This is a genomic window from Pseudomonas sp. ASL4, from assembly GCF_056680395.1.
Window position 1 is genome coordinate 5946701 of the sequence record NZ_CM155280.1, and the last position, 18789, is coordinate 5965489.

At 58.0% G+C, this 18789-nt stretch carries 15 protein-coding genes; 3 read left to right on the top strand and 12 right to left on the bottom strand.

Going from position 1 to position 18789, the window contains the following annotated elements; translation table 11 throughout:
* Positions 1-40: 40 nt before the first annotated feature.
* The 4 genes from AC1MEW_RS27205 to AC1MEW_RS27220 all read right to left on the bottom strand — a co-directional run bounded on the left by AC1MEW_RS27205 (position 41) and on the right by AC1MEW_RS27220 (position 6021).
* The gene (locus AC1MEW_RS27205) at positions 41-3334 is read right to left on the bottom strand and encodes a DEAD/DEAH box helicase (protein WP_480424293.1); all 3294 of its coding nucleotides are present in this window, start codon (positions 3332-3334) and stop codon (positions 41-43) included.
* Between the two features lie 60 nt (positions 3335-3394).
* Positions 3395-4132: an S-methyl-5'-thioinosine phosphorylase gene (locus AC1MEW_RS27210; RefSeq protein ID WP_201257041.1), complete on the bottom strand. Its 738-nt coding sequence runs from the start codon at positions 4130-4132 to the stop codon at positions 3395-3397.
* A 12-nt stretch (positions 4133-4144) separates the two neighbouring features.
* Complete coding sequence (gene nagZ / locus AC1MEW_RS27215) at positions 4145-5155, bottom strand: beta-N-acetylhexosaminidase (protein WP_480424295.1); 1011 nt, start codon at positions 5153-5155, stop codon at positions 4145-4147.
* Between the two features lie 158 nt (positions 5156-5313).
* Positions 5314-6021, bottom strand: a complete 708-nt coding sequence (locus AC1MEW_RS27220; RefSeq protein WP_201204972.1) for a TetR/AcrR family transcriptional regulator — start codon at positions 6019-6021, stop codon at positions 5314-5316.
* A gap of 229 nt (positions 6022-6250) precedes the next feature.
* Here AC1MEW_RS27220 and lexA point away from each other — a divergent pair, with 229 nt between their 5' ends.
* Both lexA and sulA read left to right on the top strand, forming a co-directional pair.
* A complete protein-coding gene (lexA, locus tag AC1MEW_RS27225; RefSeq protein ID WP_201192821.1) occupies positions 6251-6859 on the top strand; it encodes a transcriptional repressor LexA in 609 nt (202 codons plus the stop codon).
* A 10-nt stretch (positions 6860-6869) separates the two neighbouring features.
* Positions 6870-7343 (top strand): SOS-induced cell division inhibitor SulA, encoded by a 474-nt coding sequence (gene sulA / locus AC1MEW_RS27230; protein WP_201204974.1) that lies wholly within the window; start codon positions 6870-6872, stop codon positions 7341-7343.
* Between the two features lie 93 nt (positions 7344-7436).
* On the opposite strand, the gene AC1MEW_RS27235 is transcribed toward sulA, so the two are convergent.
* The 7 genes from AC1MEW_RS27235 to AC1MEW_RS27265 form a co-directional block, all read right to left on the bottom strand.
* Entirely contained in the window at positions 7437-7670 is a 234-nt protein-coding gene (locus tag AC1MEW_RS27235) for a hypothetical protein (protein WP_123403749.1), read from the bottom strand.
* A 152-nt stretch (positions 7671-7822) separates the two neighbouring features.
* Entirely contained in the window at positions 7823-8347 is a 525-nt protein-coding gene (locus AC1MEW_RS27240) for a DUF6586 family protein (RefSeq protein ID WP_201204976.1), read from the bottom strand.
* A 141-nt stretch (positions 8348-8488) separates the two neighbouring features.
* Positions 8489-11116 (bottom strand): type I DNA topoisomerase, encoded by a 2628-nt coding sequence (gene topA, locus AC1MEW_RS27245; RefSeq protein WP_201204978.1) that lies wholly within the window; start codon positions 11114-11116, stop codon positions 8489-8491.
* Between the two features lie 114 nt (positions 11117-11230).
* Positions 11231-11467: a DUF1653 domain-containing protein gene (locus tag AC1MEW_RS27250; RefSeq protein WP_046047845.1), complete on the bottom strand. Its 237-nt coding sequence runs from the start codon at positions 11465-11467 to the stop codon at positions 11231-11233.
* Between the two features lie 99 nt (positions 11468-11566).
* Positions 11567-12742 carry an acetyl-CoA C-acyltransferase FadA gene (gene fadA / locus AC1MEW_RS27255; RefSeq protein WP_201192830.1) on the bottom strand — a complete coding sequence of 392 codons (1176 nt, stop codon included), beginning with the start codon at positions 12740-12742 and terminating at the stop codon, positions 11567-11569.
* Positions 12743-12774: 32 nt separating this feature from the next.
* On the bottom strand, positions 12775-14922 hold the full coding sequence (fadB, locus tag AC1MEW_RS27260; protein ID WP_201204980.1) for a fatty acid oxidation complex subunit alpha FadB: 2148 nt from the start codon (positions 14920-14922) through the stop codon (positions 12775-12777).
* Between the two features lie 618 nt (positions 14923-15540).
* A complete protein-coding gene (locus AC1MEW_RS27265) occupies positions 15541-15978 on the bottom strand; it encodes a hypothetical protein (RefSeq protein ID WP_201204982.1) in 438 nt (145 codons plus the stop codon).
* A 104-nt stretch (positions 15979-16082) separates the two neighbouring features.
* On the opposite strand from AC1MEW_RS27265, the gene AC1MEW_RS27270 reads away from it, so the two are divergent.
* Positions 16083-16520, top strand: a complete 438-nt coding sequence (locus tag AC1MEW_RS27270; protein WP_077748224.1) for a universal stress protein — start codon at positions 16083-16085, stop codon at positions 16518-16520.
* A 193-nt stretch (positions 16521-16713) separates the two neighbouring features.
* On the opposite strand, the gene AC1MEW_RS27275 is transcribed toward AC1MEW_RS27270, so the two are convergent.
* Entirely contained in the window at positions 16714-18630 is a 1917-nt protein-coding gene (locus AC1MEW_RS27275; RefSeq protein WP_201257040.1) for an ATP-binding cassette domain-containing protein, read from the bottom strand.
* Positions 18631-18789 lie beyond the last annotated feature (159 nt).

An 18789-nucleotide genomic window follows, 5' to 3' on the forward strand; every position in this document is an offset into this window, starting at 1 on the left:
GGCTTGCCTGCGAAAAGGCCATCACTGAAAAAACCCGCCATCAGGACTTGAGATTGGGCAGCGGGGCGAACAGCGCCTCAATATCACTCTGCTCAAGCTTCAACCCACCCGTCGCTCCACCTTCGAGCACCGCTTCGGCCAGGATGGCTTTTTCCTGTTGCAGTGCCTGTATTTTTTCTTCAACCGTGCCCCGGGCAATCAGCTTGTAGACAAACACAGGCTTGTTTTGCCCAATCCGGTAGGCACGGTCGGTGGCCTGATTTTCGACCGCTGGGTTCCACCAAGGATCGAAATGAATAACCGTATCCGCCGCCGTCAGGTTCAGACCTGTGCCGCCGGCCTTCAAACTGATCAGAAACAGCGGCACTTTACCGCCCTGGAAGTCCTTGACCGGCGTGCGCCGATCCGTCGTTTCACCGGTCAACAATGAGTAGGCGAGGCCACGCTGCTGCAATTCCTCTTCAATCAAGGCCAGCATTGACGTGAACTGCGAAAACAGCAAAATCTTGCGACCTTCGCTGAGCAGTTCTTCCAGCATTTCCATCAAACTGACCAGCTTTCCACTGCCTGCACGAAGCGCCTTTGCCGTGAGCGGCGTTTTGATCAAGCGCAGATCGCAGCAGACCTGACGGAGCTTGAGTAGCGCATCAAGGATAATGATTTGGCTGCGCCCCACGCCACTTCGGGCAATTTCGTCGCGCACCTTTTTGTCCATCGCCACGCGTACGGTTTCATACACATCCCGCTGCCCATCGCTGAGATCAACCCAATGCACGATCTCGGTTTTCGGCGGCAATTCGGTAGCCACCTGATCTTTCTTGCGACGTAGCAGGAAGGGCTTAATTCGGGCCGTCAGATGCTGCATCCGCTCACTGTTGCCGTGCTTCTCGATCGGCGTGCGGTAGTCGCGATTGAAGGTTTTGCTGTCGCCAAGCCAACCGGGCAACAAAAAGTGAAACTGGGACCACAGCTCGCCGAGGTGGTTTTCCAATGGTGTGCCGGACAGACACAGTCGCTGGCCAGCCTGTAGATCACGGGCAGCCTGCGCAGCTTTGCTTATCGGGTTCTTGATGTTCTGCGCCTCATCGAGAATCAGCACACTCCAGTCCTGTGGCTGCAATACTTCCAGATCCCGCGGCAGCAACGCGTAGGTAGTCAACACCAAATCGTATTCGGCAAGACCGGCAAAGTCTTTTTGCCGCGCCGAGCCATGCAGTGCCAAAACCTTCAGTTGCGGGGTAAAGCGTGCAGCCTCGTCGATCCAGTTGGGGATCAGGCTGGTGGGCATCACGACCAGTGCTGGACGATCAAGCCGTCCAGCCTGTTTTTCCGTCAATAAATGCGCCAGGGTTTGCAGGGTTTTCCCCAGTCCCATGTCGTCGCCGAGGATGCCGCCGACTCCTAGCTCGCGAAGGGTTTGCATCCAGTTCAGCCCTTCTAGCTGATACGGTCGCAGTGTCGCCTTGAGACCCTCGGGAGCCGGAACATGAACATGCGTCGACTCACGCAATCGCTGCGCAAAACTGCGCAGTCGCTCGCCGCCCTGCCAAACCAGCGGCACGCCTTCCAGCACACTCAACCGCGCGGCGTCTGGAGCACTCAAACGCAGTGAATCGCCCAGGTGCACACCCAGATACAACTCGCCAAGGGTGGCCATCAGCGGCTTGATCCGACCATAGGGCAGCGCGACTTTTGTACGATCGCCGTAACTGAAACGCCCTGCACCCAATTCGATCAATAACAGTTCATCATCGTTGCGCTTGGCCAGGCTTGCCGGATCCATCAGCTGTGGCTGGCTACGCAGCAAATGCAGCAAGATCGGCAATAGGCTGTGGCGTTCGCCGTTTACGATAATTCCCAGCTGCAGATCAAACCACTGATGCCCCGACTCTTCCTCAACGTCTGCATACCACTGCTCTACAGGCTGCACGTTGAAGTGAAAGCCATCGACGATATCGACGTGCCAGTTTGCCTCACGCAACGACTCAAGCCCTTGTTGAACAAAGGCGAGCCACGCCGAATCATCCGGCAGCGCGAACATCTCGCCCGGACGATCAACGCTGCTTTTACGTGTGGCCTTTTTAAAGCCGTGTTTTTGCAGGGCCTGACGCAGTGCTTTTTCGACGGCGGGCTGGCGCTGGATACGTTGGGTTTCCGTACCGGAAAGGACCAGTACTTCCGGGTTCCTGTCCGCTACCGGATGCCCGGCGTAGGTAAACATCAAGGCAGCACGGTGCTCTGGTTCGTATTGCCAGTGCTTGCGATGCTTGCCGCTGGCGAGTGTCAGGTGAGCCTGAGGCAAAATGCCCTCGATAACCCGCTCGGTCAGCCTGTGCGGCGGGGCAACTTGAGTCACCGCACTCATGCGATGGCTGAACTGCATCGCCTGGCGCGCGGGAATGTCCGGGGCCAACGACAAGTGACAAGCCAGTTTTTCCTCCAGCTCGCTGAACAGCGGGCCGATTTGCAGCCGCTCGCGATCCAGGTAGTACAAGGGTTCCAGGGCCAGGATCGTTTCCACGGCAGCTTCGTCGCTACGCCACTGAGGGCGAAAACTGCCGTTGGATTGTTCAGCCCAGGCAAACTGCCCCACCCTCCTCACACCTGAGGTCAGGAGTTGCAGTTTTTCGAAATCAAGGAACAGCCGCGAGGTACGCAACAACATCTCGATGAGTTCGGCGCCACTGCTGCCTTGCAAGGGGTAGCCGCTGTAATACGCGTGATGGGAGTGAACGGCGACCAAGAGCCTGGCGATCCGAAGGTCCAATTCGGTCAGATAACCGGGTTGCCGTATCAGCATGTCAGACAGCGAGTGCAACGCCTTGAGGTCTTGCAGGCGACCGTCCTTGAGCTGACGAGCCTTGAAAATCTCCAGCGTCCACTTTCCAGCGGCCGACGTTGCCTTGAGCCTGTAGACCAGGCGCGTATTCGTCCCCTGCACCGACTCATCGAGCGGCGTGCTCGCAGAAGGAATATCGCCGAGCCAACGCTCAAGTTCACGATTCAGGTGAACCTGAACGGCGCTCTCGGATGGCTTAACAGGCTGATCTTGCAGGTAATAGATGACTGCTGCACAGTGCTTGCAATTGATCATCACAGGACAAGAACACACGCATTCGAGCCGCGGTTGCCCATTCCGATTTTCAGAGAGTTCAATGACTTGCTGGTACGCCTGCGCCTCTGAACCGACGCACGACGCGATAACCCTCAAGTCATCGATTTGACGGATCGTTACCCGATCCTCTTCCGCGTAGCTACGGGCCTTATCCAGAGCGCGATGACTGAACACCTCTGCCCAAGGTAGCGCATGAAGTTGCTCAATTATTGTGCTCATGAAATCAACGCCGCTTAAAACTCAGTTAATCGGCCAGACACTTTATCTGGCCGCTGAAACTCAACCCGCCAACACCCGCGCCAGCGTTGACTTCACTTTGCCCATACCGTCATGCAACGCCTGTTCGATCTCGGCCATGGTAATCACCGCCGTGGACTTGCCCGCTCCAGGGTTAACCACTAGCGCCAGACAGGCGTAATCCAGTTCCAGTTCACGGGCCAACGCCGCTTCCGGCATGCCGGTCATGCCGACGATGTCGCAGCCGTCGCGTTCCAGCCTGGCGATTTCTGCGACGGTTTCCAGACGTGGACCCTGGGTGCAGGCGTACACGCCATGACTGCTGTAGCTAACGCCTTCAGCCGCCAACGCGGCGATCAACTGCTGACGCAGTGGCTCGCTGTAGGGGTAGCTGAAATCGATGTGCGTGACGTGTTCAAGGTCATCGGCGAAATAAGTGTGTTCGCGACCGCTGGTGTAATCGATCAGTTGATGGGGCACGCAAAAATGTCCGGTGCCCATCGCGGCATGAATCCCACCCACGGCGTTGACCGCGAGAATCGCTTCGGCACCGGCCTGCTTCAGCGCCCAAAGGTTGGCGCGGTAGTTCACCTGATGAGGAGGGAAGCGATGCGGGTGACCGTGGCGCGCAAGGAACAGCACTTCCTTGCCGGCGTACTCACCGATCTGCACCTCGGCCGAAGGTGGGCCGTAGGGCGTGTCTACTGCAAGTGACTGACGAATGCTCAGACCTTCGAGTTGAGTCAGGCCGGTACCACCGATAATCGCGTAAATCGTCATAACGAAACGTCCTTAATCAATCAGTTGAGCTTCTTTGAGCGCGCCGACAGCGGTCAGCCAGCGCGGATCTTGGCGGTATTCAGTGCCAGCGAAGGACTGCCCGCGCATCCGCGCGATACGCGCCGACGGCTTGACCTTCATCCGCTGGGCGGCGCTCAGGGCCAATTCCGCAGCTGCGCGGTCGTTGCACACCAAGCCCATGTCACAACCAGCGGTCAGCGCGGCTTCGATACGGCTGGCAGCATCACCGACTACGTGGGCACCGGCCATGGAAAGATCGTCACTAAAGATGACACCATCGAACTGCAACTCGCCACGCAGGATGTCCTGCAACCAGCGCCGGGAGAAACCGGCGGGCTGGGAATCGACTTGTGGATAAATGACGTGTGCCGGCATGACGGCGGCCAGTTGTTTGCTCAGTCGAGCGAACGGCACCAAGTCTTTAGCGCGGATCTCGTCGAGGCTGCGCTCGTCGTTGGGAATGGCGACGTGAGAATCCGCCTCAGCCCAACCGTGACCCGGAAAATGCTTACCAGTGGCCGCCATACCAGCACTGTTCATGCCGCGGATGAAGGCGCCGGCGAGCAGCGCTGCACGCTCGGGATCGCCTTCGAACGAGCGGGTGCCGACTACAGCGCTGCGCTGGTAATCAAGGTCCAGCACCGGGGCGAAGCTCAGGTCGAGGCCGACGGCGAGGACTTCGGTCGCCATGATCCAGCCACACTGTTCGGCCAGGTATTCAGCATTTGGATTGTCGGCAATGGCGCGCATGGCCGGCAGCCGCACAAAGCCCTGGCGCAGACGCTGGACCCGACCGCCCTCCTGGTCCACTGCCAGCAGTAGATCAGGACGAATAGCGCGGATTGCGGCGCTCAGCTCGCGCACCTGTCGCGGGTGCTCGATGTTGCGGGCGAAAATGATCAGGCCGCCCACTTCAGGCTGACGCAACAATTGGCGATCTTCGGCCGTCAGCCAGGTACCGGCGACGTCCACCATCAACGAGCCTTGCAGGCCAGCAGTCATAGAGATTCCTTGAAAACGAAAAACCCGCCTCGCACGGACTCGCCGCCATGGGCTGTGCCCGGCAGGTCGGCGATATCAATGGGAAGCGGGTTCAAAACGAGAGTCGGCATGGGCGGCTAGCTTAGCGGATGTCAGCTGCCGCGCCCACCCGTGTACGGTTAAACCTTGGCGGCAGCCGGGACCGATTTACTGCGCGGACGCAACTGCGCGGTGGCCATGGCCGTATCGGTGACGCCGGTTTCGGCACGCATGCCGGCGGCCAGGAACGGCACCATCAGGCGCATCACCTGCTCGATGGAGGTGTTGACGCCGAAATCGGTCTCGGCAATGGCGCGCAAGGCCTTGATCCCCGACATGCTGAACGCTGCAGCGCCGAGCATGAAGTGCACGCGCCAGAACAGTTCGATCGGCGGGATACGCGGCGCAGCTTCGTTGACCAGCATCATGTAACGACGGAACACTTTGCCGTACATATCTTCCAGATAACGACGCAAGTGGCCTTGGCTCTGACTGAAAGCCAGACCCAGCAAACGCATGAAGATAGAGAGGTCATTGCCGCTGCGCGGCTGCACCACCAGGGCTTGCTCGACGAGGATTTCCAGCAGCTCTTCAAGCGTCGGCTTGTTTTCCGGCTTGGCCTGACGCCGCTCCAGCTCCTTATCGAGGCTGATGCAGAACGGCCCGAGAAAGCGCGAGAAAACCGCTTGAATCAGCGCCTTTTTGGAGCCGAAATGATAGTTCACCGCCGCCAGATTGACCCCGGCCTTGCTGGTGATCAAACGCAACGAGGTTTCGGCGAAACCTTTTTCCGCGAACAACTGCTCGGCAGCATCGAGAATGCGTTCAACGGTTTCCGACTGGGCCATGACTACTCCGCCTGACAAACACTTGTTTGAAACATACGTTTCAGCCTAGGCGTTGTCAAGCCTGGCGGTTCGTTTTGGGAATGGTCGGTCAGCTATTTAACCATACAACAGCAACGCGTTAATCAGTCGAGGAACAGACCGTCCAGCGGCAGGCAAAAAAAGGGGCATTGCCAAGCGCAGTTCACTGTATATAATCCCAGTCACTGTATAAAAAGACAGAGCGATCACTATGATAAAACTGACGCCACGCCAAGCAGAGATTCTGGCCTTCATCAAACGTTGCCTCGACGACAACGGCTACCCACCAACCCGCGCGGAAATCGCGCAGGAACTCGGGTTCAAATCGCCAAACGCGGCTGAAGAGCACCTCAAGGCGCTAGCCCGCAAGGGCGCGATCGAGATGACCCCGGGCGCCTCCCGTGGCATCCGCATCCCCGGCTTCGAAGCCAAGGCCGACGAATCCACTCTGCCGATCATTGGCCGTGTGGCTGCCGGTGCGCCCATTCTGGCCCAGCAACACATCGAAGAGTCCTGCAACATCAACCCGACCTTCTTCCATCCGCGTGCCGACTATCTGCTGCGGGTTCATGGCATGAGTATGAAGGATGTGGGCATCTTCGACGGCGACCTGCTGGCCGTTCACACCACCCGTGAAGCCCGCAATGGCCAGATCGTGGTAGCGCGGATCGGCGATGAAGTGACCGTCAAGCGCTTCAAGCGCGATGGCAGCAAGGTTTGGCTGATAGCCGAAAATCCCGAGTTCGCCCCCATCGAAGTCAACCTGAAAGATCAGGAACTGGTGATCGAAGGCTTGAGTGTCGGCGTGATTCGCCGCTAAAGGAGGCTTTATGCAGTTCCCACACACACCACAGCAAGCCCAACTGCCGTTGTTCGAGGCGTTCATGGCGCAACCGCTGGCGCCGATCCTGAAGAACGTGGTCGAGTCGCCCTGGAGCGCAGAACCCGAGGTCTTCAGCGAACTGTCACTGCGTGGTGCAGCAGGGAGCTGCCTGAACCTTCTGGCGCCGATTCTCCGGGAGTTGAGTCAAGACCAGGATGCACGCTGGCTAACCCTGATCGCCCCACCGGCCAGCCTGACCCAGGCTTGGCTGCGGGACGCCGGCCTGAATCGCGAACGCATCCTGCTACTGCAACCGCGCGGCACCCAGAGCGCTCAACAGTTGACCTGCGAAGCCTTGCGATTGGGCCGCAGCCACACGGTCGTTAGCTGGCTCAACCCGCTGAACGCCAGTGCACGGCAACAGCTGATCAGCGCCGCCCGCACCGGGGACGCTCAAAGTCTGAATATTCGATTAGGCTAACTGACAAATAATGCGCGCCTTGAACAGCGCCGGGCTTCTCCAAGGATAGAGAAGCCGATCTGTAGCGGTATCAGCAGAAACCGACGGGCGGGATCAATGCAGGATCCGCGGCTCTTCATCTTTATTGAATTCGCCTTCAACCAGGCGCCCCGCCATCTGCACACCGACGCTTAACATCGCTTTGGCGACTTCCACGTGATTGCCTTGCAGGAACGCTTTGGCGTCCTCGGAGAAATCCAAAGTAACCAGAGAACCCTCGTCCTCAGCCCTGCGCAGCTCGATTCGGCCGTCTGGTAACTCGACAATTTCTAGAAAGGACGTTGGCATAAAGGTCTGTTCTCCACGAAAGGCGGGGATTATATAGGCATCGGCCAAGCTTCGCTCGGGATCTTGACCAGAAGTCATCGCGAAGAAATATCTGTTAGCACTCATTCCAAAACGGACAGCCCAACAGGTCATCCGTCTCATCGATCAATCCGTTAGCACTCGTTCAACCCTTCACGAAAGCGAATCGCCAACCCCTTCAGGTTCTGACGCCAGCTCTCCAACTCCTCTCGACTCAGCTCTTGAGGCGCCTCTTCTTCGTCCAGGTTAACCGCCATGATCAGTGGCTGTGTCACGTCACCCTTCGGCTTGTGCGGCACCCGCGGTGGCTGAAACAGTGCGGCATGGGCTGCCAGCAGCTTGGCCAGCCAGGTTTCCGAATTATTGGCCAGTTCGACCAGCTCAGCCATTTCCGGAATGGCGATGGCTTCCAGCACTTCGCGAGTCAGCAACATCTCCGCTCGCGGCGCATTCGCCTGAGGCAAGCGATAGAAACCGGCGATTTCATGGCACAGCCCCAGCAACGCACCATAAAGGTGAAACAGCGCCGATTCGCGCCCGGCCTGAATCAGCGCCAGGGAGTTCATCGCCCGCCCCTCTTCGACTCTGGCGAGCGCTTCGAGCGACAGGCCGGCGAAATAAATTTTCTGGTTGGTACGGGTATAGAGTTCGTGGGCCATGACGGCAGCCTCCACAGCGAAATAATTGCTTCACACAGGTCGGACAGTGTCGTGGATCACCCGATCTGACCGCAAGCCCAAAACAAAAGGCCGCATGAAAATCCGAGGATTGTCATGCGGCCTTTTATGTACAGCTTCTTTTTAAGCTTTAGCGGCTGGCCGCTTGTCTTCAACCTTCCACTTACCGCCGTCGTAGTACGCCTTCCAACCGGTCGGCTTGCCGTCGACTTCAGTCTGAACGTACTGCTCTTTGGTTTTGCGGCTGTAACGGATCACGGAAGGCAGGCCATCCGGATCCTTCTTCGGCGCTTCACAGAGGAAGTGGTACTTCGGATCGATTTCATCCTTGTGCGGCACGATCTCGATCACCAGCGGAGCACGAGTCTCGCGGTTTTTCGGGAACTGGCTCGCCGCCAGGAACAGGCCGGATGCGCCGTCGCGCAGGATGTAGGTGTCGTTGACCTTTTCGCATTTCAGCTCAGGCATCTTCACCGGATCCATCTTCGGCGGTGCCGCATCACCGCTTTTCAGCAGTTTGCGGGTGTTTTTGCACGTCGCATTGGTGCAACCGAAGAACTTGCCGAAACGACCGGTCTTGAGTTGCATCTCGCTGCCGCACTTGTCGCATTCCAGGCTCGGACCTTCGTAGCCCTTGATGCGGTAAGTGCCTTCTTCGATTTCGTAGCCAGAGCAATCCGGGTTGTTACCGCAGATATGCAGCTTGCGCTTCTCATCCAGCAGGTAAGCGTCCATCGCCGTGCTGCAGATCGGGCAGCGGTGCTTGCCGCGCAGGACCAGGGATTCCGACTCACCTTCGTCGTCCGCAGCGATTTCATCGCCCGGCACCAGGTTGACGGTGGCCTTGCAGCGCTCCTTCGGCGGCAGGCTGTAGCCCGAGCAGCCGAGGAACACACCAGTCGACGCAGTACGAATCTGCATCGGACGGCCGCATACCACGCATGGAATATCAGTCATCACTGGCTGGTTGGCGCGCATGCCGCCTTCAGCGCTTTCGGCTACTTCGAGCTTCTTCTTGAAGTCGCCGTAGAACTCGTCGAGCACGTTTTTCCAGTCGCGTTCGCCCTGGGCCACGTCATCGAGGTTCTCCTCCATGCCGGCGGTGAAGCCGTAGTCCATGAGGTTGGAGAAGCTCTCGGCCAGACGCTCGGTGACGATATCGCCCATCTTTTCCGAGTAGAAACGACGGTTGTGCAGTGCCACGTAGCCGCGGTCCTGGATGGTCGAAATGATCGCTGCGTAGGTCGAAGGACGACCGATGCCGCGTTTTTCCATTTCTTTTACCAGGCTCGCTTCCGAATAACGGGCCGGCGGCTTGGTGAAATGCTGGGTCGGATCAAGCTTGATCAGTTTCATCGCGTCGCCCTGAACCATGTCCGGCAGCACGTCGTCATCACCTGGCTTGGCGATTTGCGGCATGACGCGGGTGTAACCGTCGAACTTCAGGATGCGGCCCTTGGCACGCAACTCGAAATCACCGGCACCCACAGTCACCGTGGTCGACAGGTATTGCGCAGGCAGCATCTGGCAAGCGAGGAACTGGCGCCAGATCAGCTCGTAGAGCCGCTCAGCGTCACGCTCCATGCCCGACAGCTTGCTTGGCTCGGTATTGGCGTCGGAGGGACGAATCGCTTCGTGAGCCTCTTGTGCGCCTTCCTTGCTGCTGTAGACGTTCGGATTTTCCGGCAGGTACTTCTTGCCGAATTCGCCTTCAATATAAGTACGCGCCATCGCCACCGCATCAACCGAGAGGTTGGTGGAGTCGGTACGCATATACGTGATGTAGCCAGCTTCGTACAAACGCTGGGCCATCATCATGGTTTTCTTCACACCGAAGCCCAGGCGGTTGCTCGCGGCCTGCTGCAGGGTGGAGGTGATGAACGGTGCCGACGGCTTGCTGCTGGTCGGCTTGTCTTCACGCTTGACGATGCTGTAGCTGGAAGACTTGAGCTTCTCCAGCGCGGCCATGGCTTGGGTTTCGTTGAGCGGCTTGAAGGCTTCGCCTTTCTCGCGAGCCACGTCAAAGCGCACGGTGGCGCCCTTGGCGGTGCCGAGGTCAGCGTGAACTTCCCAGTACTCTTCCGGGTTGAACGCGCGGATTTCTCGCTCACGCTCAACGACCAGTTTTACCGCAACCGACTGCACGCGACCGGCGGACAGGCCGCGAGCGACCTTGGCCCACAGCAGCGGCGAAACCATGTAACCGACCACGCGATCAAGGAACCGCCGCGCCTGCTGGGCGTTGACACGGTCAATGTCCAGCTCGCCTGGTTTGGAGAAAGCTTCCTGAATCGCCTTCTTGGTGATTTCGTTGAACACCACGCGCTTGTAGCGGCTGTCGTCACCACCGATGGCTTCGCGCAGGTGCCAGGCAATGGCTTCCCCCTCGCGATCCAAGTCGGTTGCGAGATAGATGGTGTCAGCATCTTTGGCGAGCCGGCGCAGCTCTTCGATGACCTTCTCTTTGCCCGGGAGGATCTCGTACTTGGCTTTCCAGCCATGATCGGGATCGACACCCATGCGCGAGACAAGCTGCTTGCGCGCTTTCTCTTTCGGCGTGAGCACCGGACCTTCACCCGCGGCAGCCTTGCCGCGCTTGGCGGCTGGCTCTTTGCTGGCGCTAGCCGAACCGCTGGTGGGCAGGTCTCGGATATGGCCGATACTCGACTTCACCACGTATTGGTTACCCAGATACTTGTTGATGGTCTTGGCCTTAGCCGGGGATTCCACAATGACCAGCGATTTGCCCATGGATCAGAAAATTCCTGAATTCTAGAAGTGAAAGGCGGTTGGCGCCTGACGCGGCACCGCTATATATAGTGGCTACAAGGTGAGGTCAAGCGCAGGGTTTTGCGCGCACTCAGCTTATGGCTTGGAAAAAAGGCTCGGTTCGGCTTGCACCAAAGCAAAGCGTGGGACCTGTTCGCCGTCAACCTCGACCGACTCCAGGAACATGCTCAAGGGACGCACCCAAAAGCCGTAATCGCCATACAGGGCTTGGTAGAAGACCACTTCTTCTTCGGTCTCGGAATGCCGCGCAATGCTGAATACGCGGTACTGCGGACCTTTGTAATGCTGGTAGAGCCCAGGTTGTATCGGCATGGTTTGGCCCTCACTCAAATCTTTTCAAAATAAAAATAAAAATAAATTCAGAAAAACAAAAACCGGGGCACTTGGCCCCGGCTTCCATCAACGAGACGCTTAAACGCGTTCGAAGACGGTGGAGATGCCTTGGCCGAGACCAATGCACATGGTGGCTACCCCAAAGGTGCCGCCATTTTGCTTCATCACGTTCAGCAAAGTGCCGGAGATACGTGCACCGGAACAACCGAACGGGTGACCCAAGGCGATCGCGCCGCCGTGCAGGTTAACCTTCTCGTTCATCTTGTCGAGCACTTTCAAATCTTTCAGCACTGGCAGGGCCTGTGCGGCGAAAGCTTCGTTGAGCTCAAAGAAGTCGATATCGTTAATACCCAGGCCCGCACGCTTCAGTGCTTTTTGGGTGGCCGGTACTGGACCATAGCCCATGATCGCCGGGTCCACACCTGCCACTGCCATCGAACGAATCACAGCCATAGGCTGGATGCCCAGGTCCTGCGCACGCTGCGCCGACATCACTATCATGCACGAAGCACCATCAGTGATTTGCGACGAAGTCCCGGCTGTCACGGTGCCGCCCTTCGGGTTAAACGCTGGCTTCAAAGCCGCCAGGCTTTCCAGGGTGGTTTCCGGACGAATGGTTTCGTCGTAGTCGAACAGTTTCAGGAAACCGTTCTCGTCGTAGCCTTGCATCGGGATGATTTCGTCTTTGAACTTGCCTTCCAGGGTCGCTTTGTAGGCGAGCTGGTGAGAGCGCACCCCGAAAGCATCCTGTTGTTCGCGAGTGATGCCGTGCATTTTGCCCAGCATTTCAGCGGTCAGCCCCATCATGCCCGAGGCTTTCGCCGCGTACAGGGACATGTGCGGGTTCGGATCGACACCGTGCATCATGCTCACGTGACCCATATGCTCGACGCCGCCAACCACGAACACGTCACCGTTACCGGTCATGATCGCTTGCGCAGCTGTGTGCAGCGCACTCATCGACGAGCCACACAGGCGGCTGACGGTCTGGCCGGCAGCAGTGTGCGGAATCTGAGTCATCAGGGACGCCATGCGCGCGATGTTCCAGCCCTGCTCCAGGGTCTGGTTTACGCAGCCCCAGATCACGTCTTCGACTTCGTTCGGATCAACCTTGACGTTGCGTTCCAGCAATTTGCTGATCAGGTGCGCCGACATGTCTTCGGCGCGGGTGTTACGGTGCATGCCACCCTTGGAGCGGCCCATCGGAGTACGACCGAAGTCGACAATCACGACGTCTCTTGGATTCAAGCTCATAAAATTTCACTCTCGCTCAAGTGTTTGGACGCTTAACCGAAGAACCGTTGGCCGGTTTTGGCCATTTCACGCAGTTTTGCGGTCGGGTGGTACAGCGCGCCCAAATCAGCGTACTGGTCAGCCAGGGCAACGAACTCTGCAACACCGATAGAATCGATGTAGCGCAACGCGCCGCCACGGAATGGAGGGAAACCAATACCGTAGACCAGACCCATGTCGGCTTCGGCGGCGGTTTCGACAATGCCATCTTCCAGGCAACGCACGGTTTCCAGGCACAGCGGGATCATCATCCAGTTGATGATGTCTTCGTCAGTGACTTCGCGCTGCTCGTAAACGATCGGCTTGAGCACTTCCAGTACCGACGGGTCGGCGACTTTCTTCTGCTTGCCTTTCTTGTCGGTCTCGTAAGCGTAGAAACCCTTGCCATTCTTCTGGCCCAGGCGTTTGGCTTCGTAGAGCACATCGATGGCCGAACGGCGATCATCCTTCATGCGGTCCGGGAAACCTTCAGCCATCACGTCACGACCGTGGTGACCGGTGTCGATGCCGACCACGTCCATCAGGTATGCCGGGCCCATTGGCCAGCCGAATTTTTCCATGATCTTGTCGATACGGACGAAGTCCACACCGGCGCTGACCAGCTTGGCGAAACCGCCGAAGTACGGGAACAGCACGCGGTTGACCAAGAAGCCCGGGCAGTCGTTGACCACGATCGGGTTCTTGCCCATTTTCTTGGCGTAGGCAACGGTGGTGGCAACGGCCAGCTCGCTGGACTTCTCGCCGCGAATCACTTCAACCAGCGGCATCATGTGCACCGGGTTGAAGAAGTGCATGCCGACGAAGTTTTCCGGACGCTTGAGGGCTTTGGCCAGCAAGGTGATGGAAATGGTCGAGGTATTGGACGCGAGGATGGTGTCCTCTTTGACGTTGTCTTCGACTTCGGCCAGTACGGCTTGCTTGACCTTAGGGTTCTCGACGACTGCTTCAACGACCAGGTCAACGTGACCGAAATCACCGTAGGACAGGGTCGGACGAATGGCGTTAAGCACTTCAGCCATTTTCGCTGGAGTCATACGACCTTTATCAACGCGACCGACCAGCAGTTTGGCGGCCTCAGCCAAACCTTGCTCGATGCCGTGCTCATTGATGTCCTTCATCAGGATCGGCGTACCTTTGGAGGCCGACTGATAAGCGATACCACCACCCATGATGCCAGCGCCCAATACAGCAGCCTGTTTCACGTCCTTGGCGATTTCGTCGTAGGCCTTGGCCTTTTTCTTCAGTTCCTGATCGTTCAGGAACAGACCGATCAAGCTCTGCGCGGCAGATGTCTTGGCCAGTTTGACGAAACCGGCGGCTTCGACTTCCAGCGCTTTGTCGCGACCGAAGTTCGCGGCTTTCTGGATGGTCTTGATCGCTTCGACCGGCGCCGGGTAGTTCGGGCCAGCTTGACCGGCAACAAAACCTTTGGCGGTTTCGAAAGCCATCATTTGTTCAATTGCATTCAGCTTGAGTTTCTCAAGCTTCGGCTGACGCTTGGCCTTGAAGTCGAACTCGCCGGAGATGGCGCGCTTGATCAGTTCCAGGGCAGCTTCCTGCAGCTTCTCAGGGGCAACCACCGCATCGACGGCGCTGACTTTCAGTGCGTCTTCAGGACGGTTTTCCTTGCCAGAGGCAATCCACTCGATGGCGTTGTCGGCACCGATGATGCGCGGCAGGCGCACGGTGCCGCCGAAGCCTGGGTAGATGCCCAGTTTGACTTCTGGCAGACCGATCTTGGCCTTGGTGGACATGACGCGGTAGTCCGCCGCCAGGCACATTTCCAGACCGCCACCCAGGGCGATACCGTTGATCGCGGCGACAGTCGGGACGTTGAGGTCTTCGAAATCGCTGAAAATCTTGTTGGCTTCGAGGTTGCCAGCGACAAGCTCTGCATCAGGCAGCTTGAAGTTTTCGACAAATTCGGTGATGTCGGCGCCGACGATGAACACGTCCTTGCCACTGCTGACGATCACACCCTTGATCGAAGCATCTGCCTTGATGGTGTCTACAGCCTGACGCAATTCGTTCAGGGTTAGACGGTTGAACTTGTTGACGGACTCACCCTTGAGATCGAACTTCAGTTCGACGATGCCACTTTCAAGAGCCTTAACCGTGATGGCTTTACCTTCGTAAATCATCAACTGATCTCCACGATATGGAAGCTGAACAGTACACGTCGGACGCAGGCGAATGGCTCGGCAGGACGCTTTTCGTCGATGCTAACGCCAATCCACCCGGCACACCCGCCAACGCGATAGTCGGGATTCTGTAGGAGCGGTCTGAAATACAAACGCTCAATTCATACGCCCGTTTGATTTGGGTACGTCACCTTCACGGAATTTCCGACAATTGTCAATCGCCCAAAATGCTGGTTTAAACGCGACTTTCCGGTCACTTCCGTAACACGAAGTCCTGCAACACGCGGATGCATGTGAGGCCATTCATAGGATCAATAGTTAGAAAAGTCGCCCTAATTCGCGGCAACCTGCGTTTGAGCAGCTACGCTAGCGGGACATTGAGGAAAAAATTTGAACGCTTTTGGCGAATGCCCAGCGTAAGATCAGCGCCACAAAGAATTTCCGGCCTGCCTGGCCAACTCCAGCCCGATGATGATGTCGGGCTTTTTATTGCCTGTCTGTCAGGCGCAGGAGTTTGCCTGTGTAGGAGTTGCCGCAGGCTGCGATCTTTTGATCTTGCCCTTAAAAACAACGTCAAAAGATCGCAGCCTTCGGCAGCTCTCCTGCGAGGATTGTGTTTCAGGCCAACGCCTTCAGCGTGGCATCGATCTGCTGCAAAACCTCGGCCTCGCCCTTCTCGCCCCAGTACAACGTGATCATCTGCTTGTCCGCCTCGATCTTGTAAACGTTGTCCGGCAATTTCTCGAAATGAATCAGCAACGCCGGATCCTCACAGACCTCCTGCCACTGATTGACCCACACTCCTGGCGACTTCTGCCAATAACTCCAGCACTTGGGTTGGTTACCTCGACGCGGGCGGTGGTACTGAGCACACGGGCTCGGCGGCTCGTGGCTCAGCCAGTGCGGCCACTCCTGAGGCGCCAGTTGCATGGCCAACCCGATGCGCCGCGCTTCCATGCGCAAGGCCATGCGGCCGCTCTGGTGGCGGGACGGTCGCAACCATGCCAGTGGACTCAGTACCACCAGCAGGATTGACACCACTATCCAGACCGTCATATCTGTACTCCCGATTCTTGATGGGCGCATTCAGTCACTTTGGAACCAATGCGCTTGAAACCAGCCATACTTACCAATATTGCAATCCTCAGGAGGAGCACTTCATGCCCTACCACCACATTCTGGTCGCTGTAGATCTAACCGAAGAGTGCGACCCTGTTATCCACCGCGCTCGCGAACTGTCGGTGAGCAACGGCGCGAAGCTGTCCCTGGTGCATATTGTCGAGCCGATGGCCATGGCCTTTGGCGGCGACGTACCAATGGACCTGTCCCAGTTGCAGCAGCAACAGTTCGATCAAGCCAAGGAACGCCTTGACCGGCTGATCCTGAAGTATCCGGAACTCTCCAAGGAGTACAGCCACCTGACTTACGGCCAGCCGCGCCAGGAGATTCACCACCTGGCCAAGGAACAGACCTGCGACCTGATCGTGGTCGGCAGCCATGGCCGGCATGGCTTGGCGCTGTTGCTGGGCTCCACCGCCAACGACGTTCTGCACGGTGCGCCCTGCGATGTGCTTGCGGTACGCCTGATCAAAAGCTGATAACACTAAACCCTGTGGGAGCGAGCTTGCTCGCGATGGCGTCCTGTCAGTCAACATTCATATCGGCTGACAGGGCCTCATCGCGAGCAAGCTCGCTCCCACAGGGGATAGACACCAGCCCAGTAGATCGCATTCCATATAAAAAGCCCGGCATTCATCACTGAACGCCGGGCTTTTTTTATTGCAGGATCAATCAGGCATCCAGCTCGGCCCAACGCTCGACCATGACGTCGAGTTCAGCCTGTAATTGCTCAAGCTGAGCAATTACGGCAGCAGTCTCGGCAGCCGGGCGCTGATAGAAAGCGGAATCCGCCATCTGCGCTTCAACCGCAGCGATCTGCTTTTCCATGGCTTCGATCTGAGCCGGCAACATTTCCAACTCGCGCTGCAACTTGTAGCTGAGCTTTTTCTTCGCCACCGGCGCTTCTACCGCAGCAACTGGTGCCGCTTCGGCGGTCACTACAGCGGAGGTCAGGTCGGCTTTGCCGGACTTGCTCTCAGTCACGCCCAGCAGGCGCGGCGAGCCGCCCTGACGCAGCCAGTCCTGATAACCACCGACGTATTCGCGAACCTTGCCTTCACCTTCGAAGACCAGGGTGCTGGTCACGACGTTGTCGAGGAATGCCCGGTCGTGACTGACCATCAGCACGGTGCCGTTGAAGGTCAGCAAGACCTCTTCCAGCAGCTCGAGGGTTTCGACATCGAGATCGTTGGTCGGCTCATCGAGTACCAGCAGGTTCGCCGGCTTGCTGAACAACTTGGCCAGCAACAGGCGAGCGCGCTCACCACCGGACAGCGCCTTGACCGGCGTGCGGGCACGCTGCGGGCTGAACAGGAAGTCGCCGAGGTAGCTCAACACGTGACGGCTCTGACCATCGATATCGATGAAGTCGCGACCTTCGGCCACGTTGTCGATCACGGTCTTTTCCAGGTCCAGTTGATGGCGCAACTGGTCGAAGTAAGCCACGTCGATACGCGTCCCCTCTTCCACTGTGCCGCTGGTTGGCTGCAAACCGTTGAGCATCAGTTTCAGCAAGGTTGTCTTGCCGGTACCGTTGGCGCCCAGCAGACCGATACGGTCGCCGCGCTGCAGGACCATCGAGAAGTCCTTGATCAGGAACGGGCCACCCGGGTGAGCAAAGCTCACGTTCTCGAGGACCATCACCTGCTTGCCGGACTTGTCAGCGGTATCCAGCTGAATGTTGGCTTTGCCGGTGCGCTCACGACGCTCGCTACGCTCGTTGCGCAGGGCTTTGAGGGCGCGGACGCGGCCTTCGTTACGGGTGCGACGAGCCTTGATACCCTGGCGGATCCAGACTTCTTCCTGGGCCAGTTTTTTGTCAAACAGCGCGTTCGCCGTATCTTCAGCCGCCAGAGACGCTTCTTTGTGCACCAGGAAGCTGGCGTAGTCGCCGTTCCAGTCAATCAGGCCGCCGCGATCCAGTTCGAGGATGCGGGTGGCGAGGTTTTGCAGGAAGGAACGGTCGTGCGTGATGAACAGCACGGCGCCCTGGAAATCCTTCAACGCTTCTTCGAGCCAGGCGATTGCACCGATGTCCAGGTGGTTGGTCGGTTCGTCGAGCAGCAGCAGGTCCGGTTCGGAAACCAGGGCCTGGGCCAACAGGACGCGGCGACGCCAGCCGCCGGACAATTCGGCGAGGGTCTTGTCGGCCGGCAACTGCAGACGGCTCAAGGTGCTGTCTACCAATTGCTGCAAACGCCAGCCATCGCGGGCTTCGAGGTCATGCTGGACGTGCATCAGCTTGTCCAGGTCGGCGTCGGTGACGATGTTCTGGCTCAGGTGGTGATACTGCGCAAGCAGCTCGCCCACACCGTCCAGGCCTTCAGCCACTACGTCGAACACGGTCCGCCCGTCGGCTACCGGCAATTCTTGCGGCAATTCGCCAATCTTGAGGCCGGGTGCGCGCCAAACGGAGCCGTCGTCGGGCTTCTGGTCGCCCTTGACGAGCTTCATCATGCTGGACTTGCCAGTGCCATTGCGGCCGATGATGCACACCCGCTCACCACGGGCGATCTGCCAGGACACCTTGTCCAACAACGGCGTAGAGCCGAAAGCAAGGGACACATCGCTGAATTTGAGCAGGGTCATGAGCTTCTCCAAAAACCGGGCGCGCATTCTACCTGACTTGAGGCTTCAGAAGGCCGGCAATTTCAATGTCGAAGCACTCTGCATAACAAATGTTGCGATCTTGCACCGACAGGCCGGCAAAGCTTTCGCCCGTTGCTGGCAAAAGGCTAAGCTACAAGC

Excerpts from the sequence above, each read along its gene's own strand:
- AC1MEW_RS27205 (WP_480424293.1), bottom strand. The coding sequence starts at position 3,334 with ATGAGCACAATAATTGAGCAACTTCATGCGCTACCTTGGGCAGAGGTG.
- AC1MEW_RS27210 (WP_201257041.1), bottom strand. The coding sequence starts at position 4,132 with ATGACGATTTACGCGATTATCGGTGGTACCGGCCTGACTCAACTCGAA.
- nagZ (WP_480424295.1), bottom strand. The coding sequence starts at position 5,155 with ATGACTGCTGGCCTGCAAGGCTCGTTGATGGTGGACGTCGCCGGTACC.
- AC1MEW_RS27220 (WP_201204972.1), bottom strand. The coding sequence starts at position 6,021 with ATGGCCCAGTCGGAAACCGTTGAACGCATTCTCGATGCTGCCGAGCAG.
- lexA (WP_201192821.1), top strand. The coding sequence starts at position 6,251 with ATGATAAAACTGACGCCACGCCAAGCAGAGATTCTGGCCTTCATCAAA.
- sulA (WP_201204974.1), top strand. The coding sequence starts at position 6,870 with ATGCAGTTCCCACACACACCACAGCAAGCCCAACTGCCGTTGTTCGAG.
- AC1MEW_RS27235 (WP_123403749.1), bottom strand. The coding sequence starts at position 7,670 with ATGCCAACGTCCTTTCTAGAAATTGTCGAGTTACCAGACGGCCGAATC.
- AC1MEW_RS27240 (WP_201204976.1), bottom strand. The coding sequence starts at position 8,347 with ATGGCCCACGAACTCTATACCCGTACCAACCAGAAAATTTATTTCGCC.
- topA (WP_201204978.1), bottom strand. The coding sequence starts at position 11,116 with ATGGGCAAATCGCTGGTCATTGTGGAATCCCCGGCTAAGGCCAAGACC.
- AC1MEW_RS27250 (WP_046047845.1), bottom strand. The coding sequence starts at position 11,467 with ATGCCGATACAACCTGGGCTCTACCAGCATTACAAAGGTCCGCAGTAC.
- fadA (WP_201192830.1), bottom strand. The coding sequence starts at position 12,742 with ATGAGCTTGAATCCAAGAGACGTCGTGATTGTCGACTTCGGTCGTACT.
- fadB (WP_201204980.1), bottom strand. The coding sequence starts at position 14,922 with ATGATTTACGAAGGTAAAGCCATCACGGTTAAGGCTCTTGAAAGTGGC.
- AC1MEW_RS27265 (WP_201204982.1), bottom strand. The coding sequence starts at position 15,978 with ATGACGGTCTGGATAGTGGTGTCAATCCTGCTGGTGGTACTGAGTCCA.
- AC1MEW_RS27270 (WP_077748224.1), top strand. The coding sequence starts at position 16,083 with ATGCCCTACCACCACATTCTGGTCGCTGTAGATCTAACCGAAGAGTGC.
- AC1MEW_RS27275 (WP_201257040.1), bottom strand. The coding sequence starts at position 18,630 with ATGACCCTGCTCAAATTCAGCGATGTGTCCCTTGCTTTCGGCTCTACG.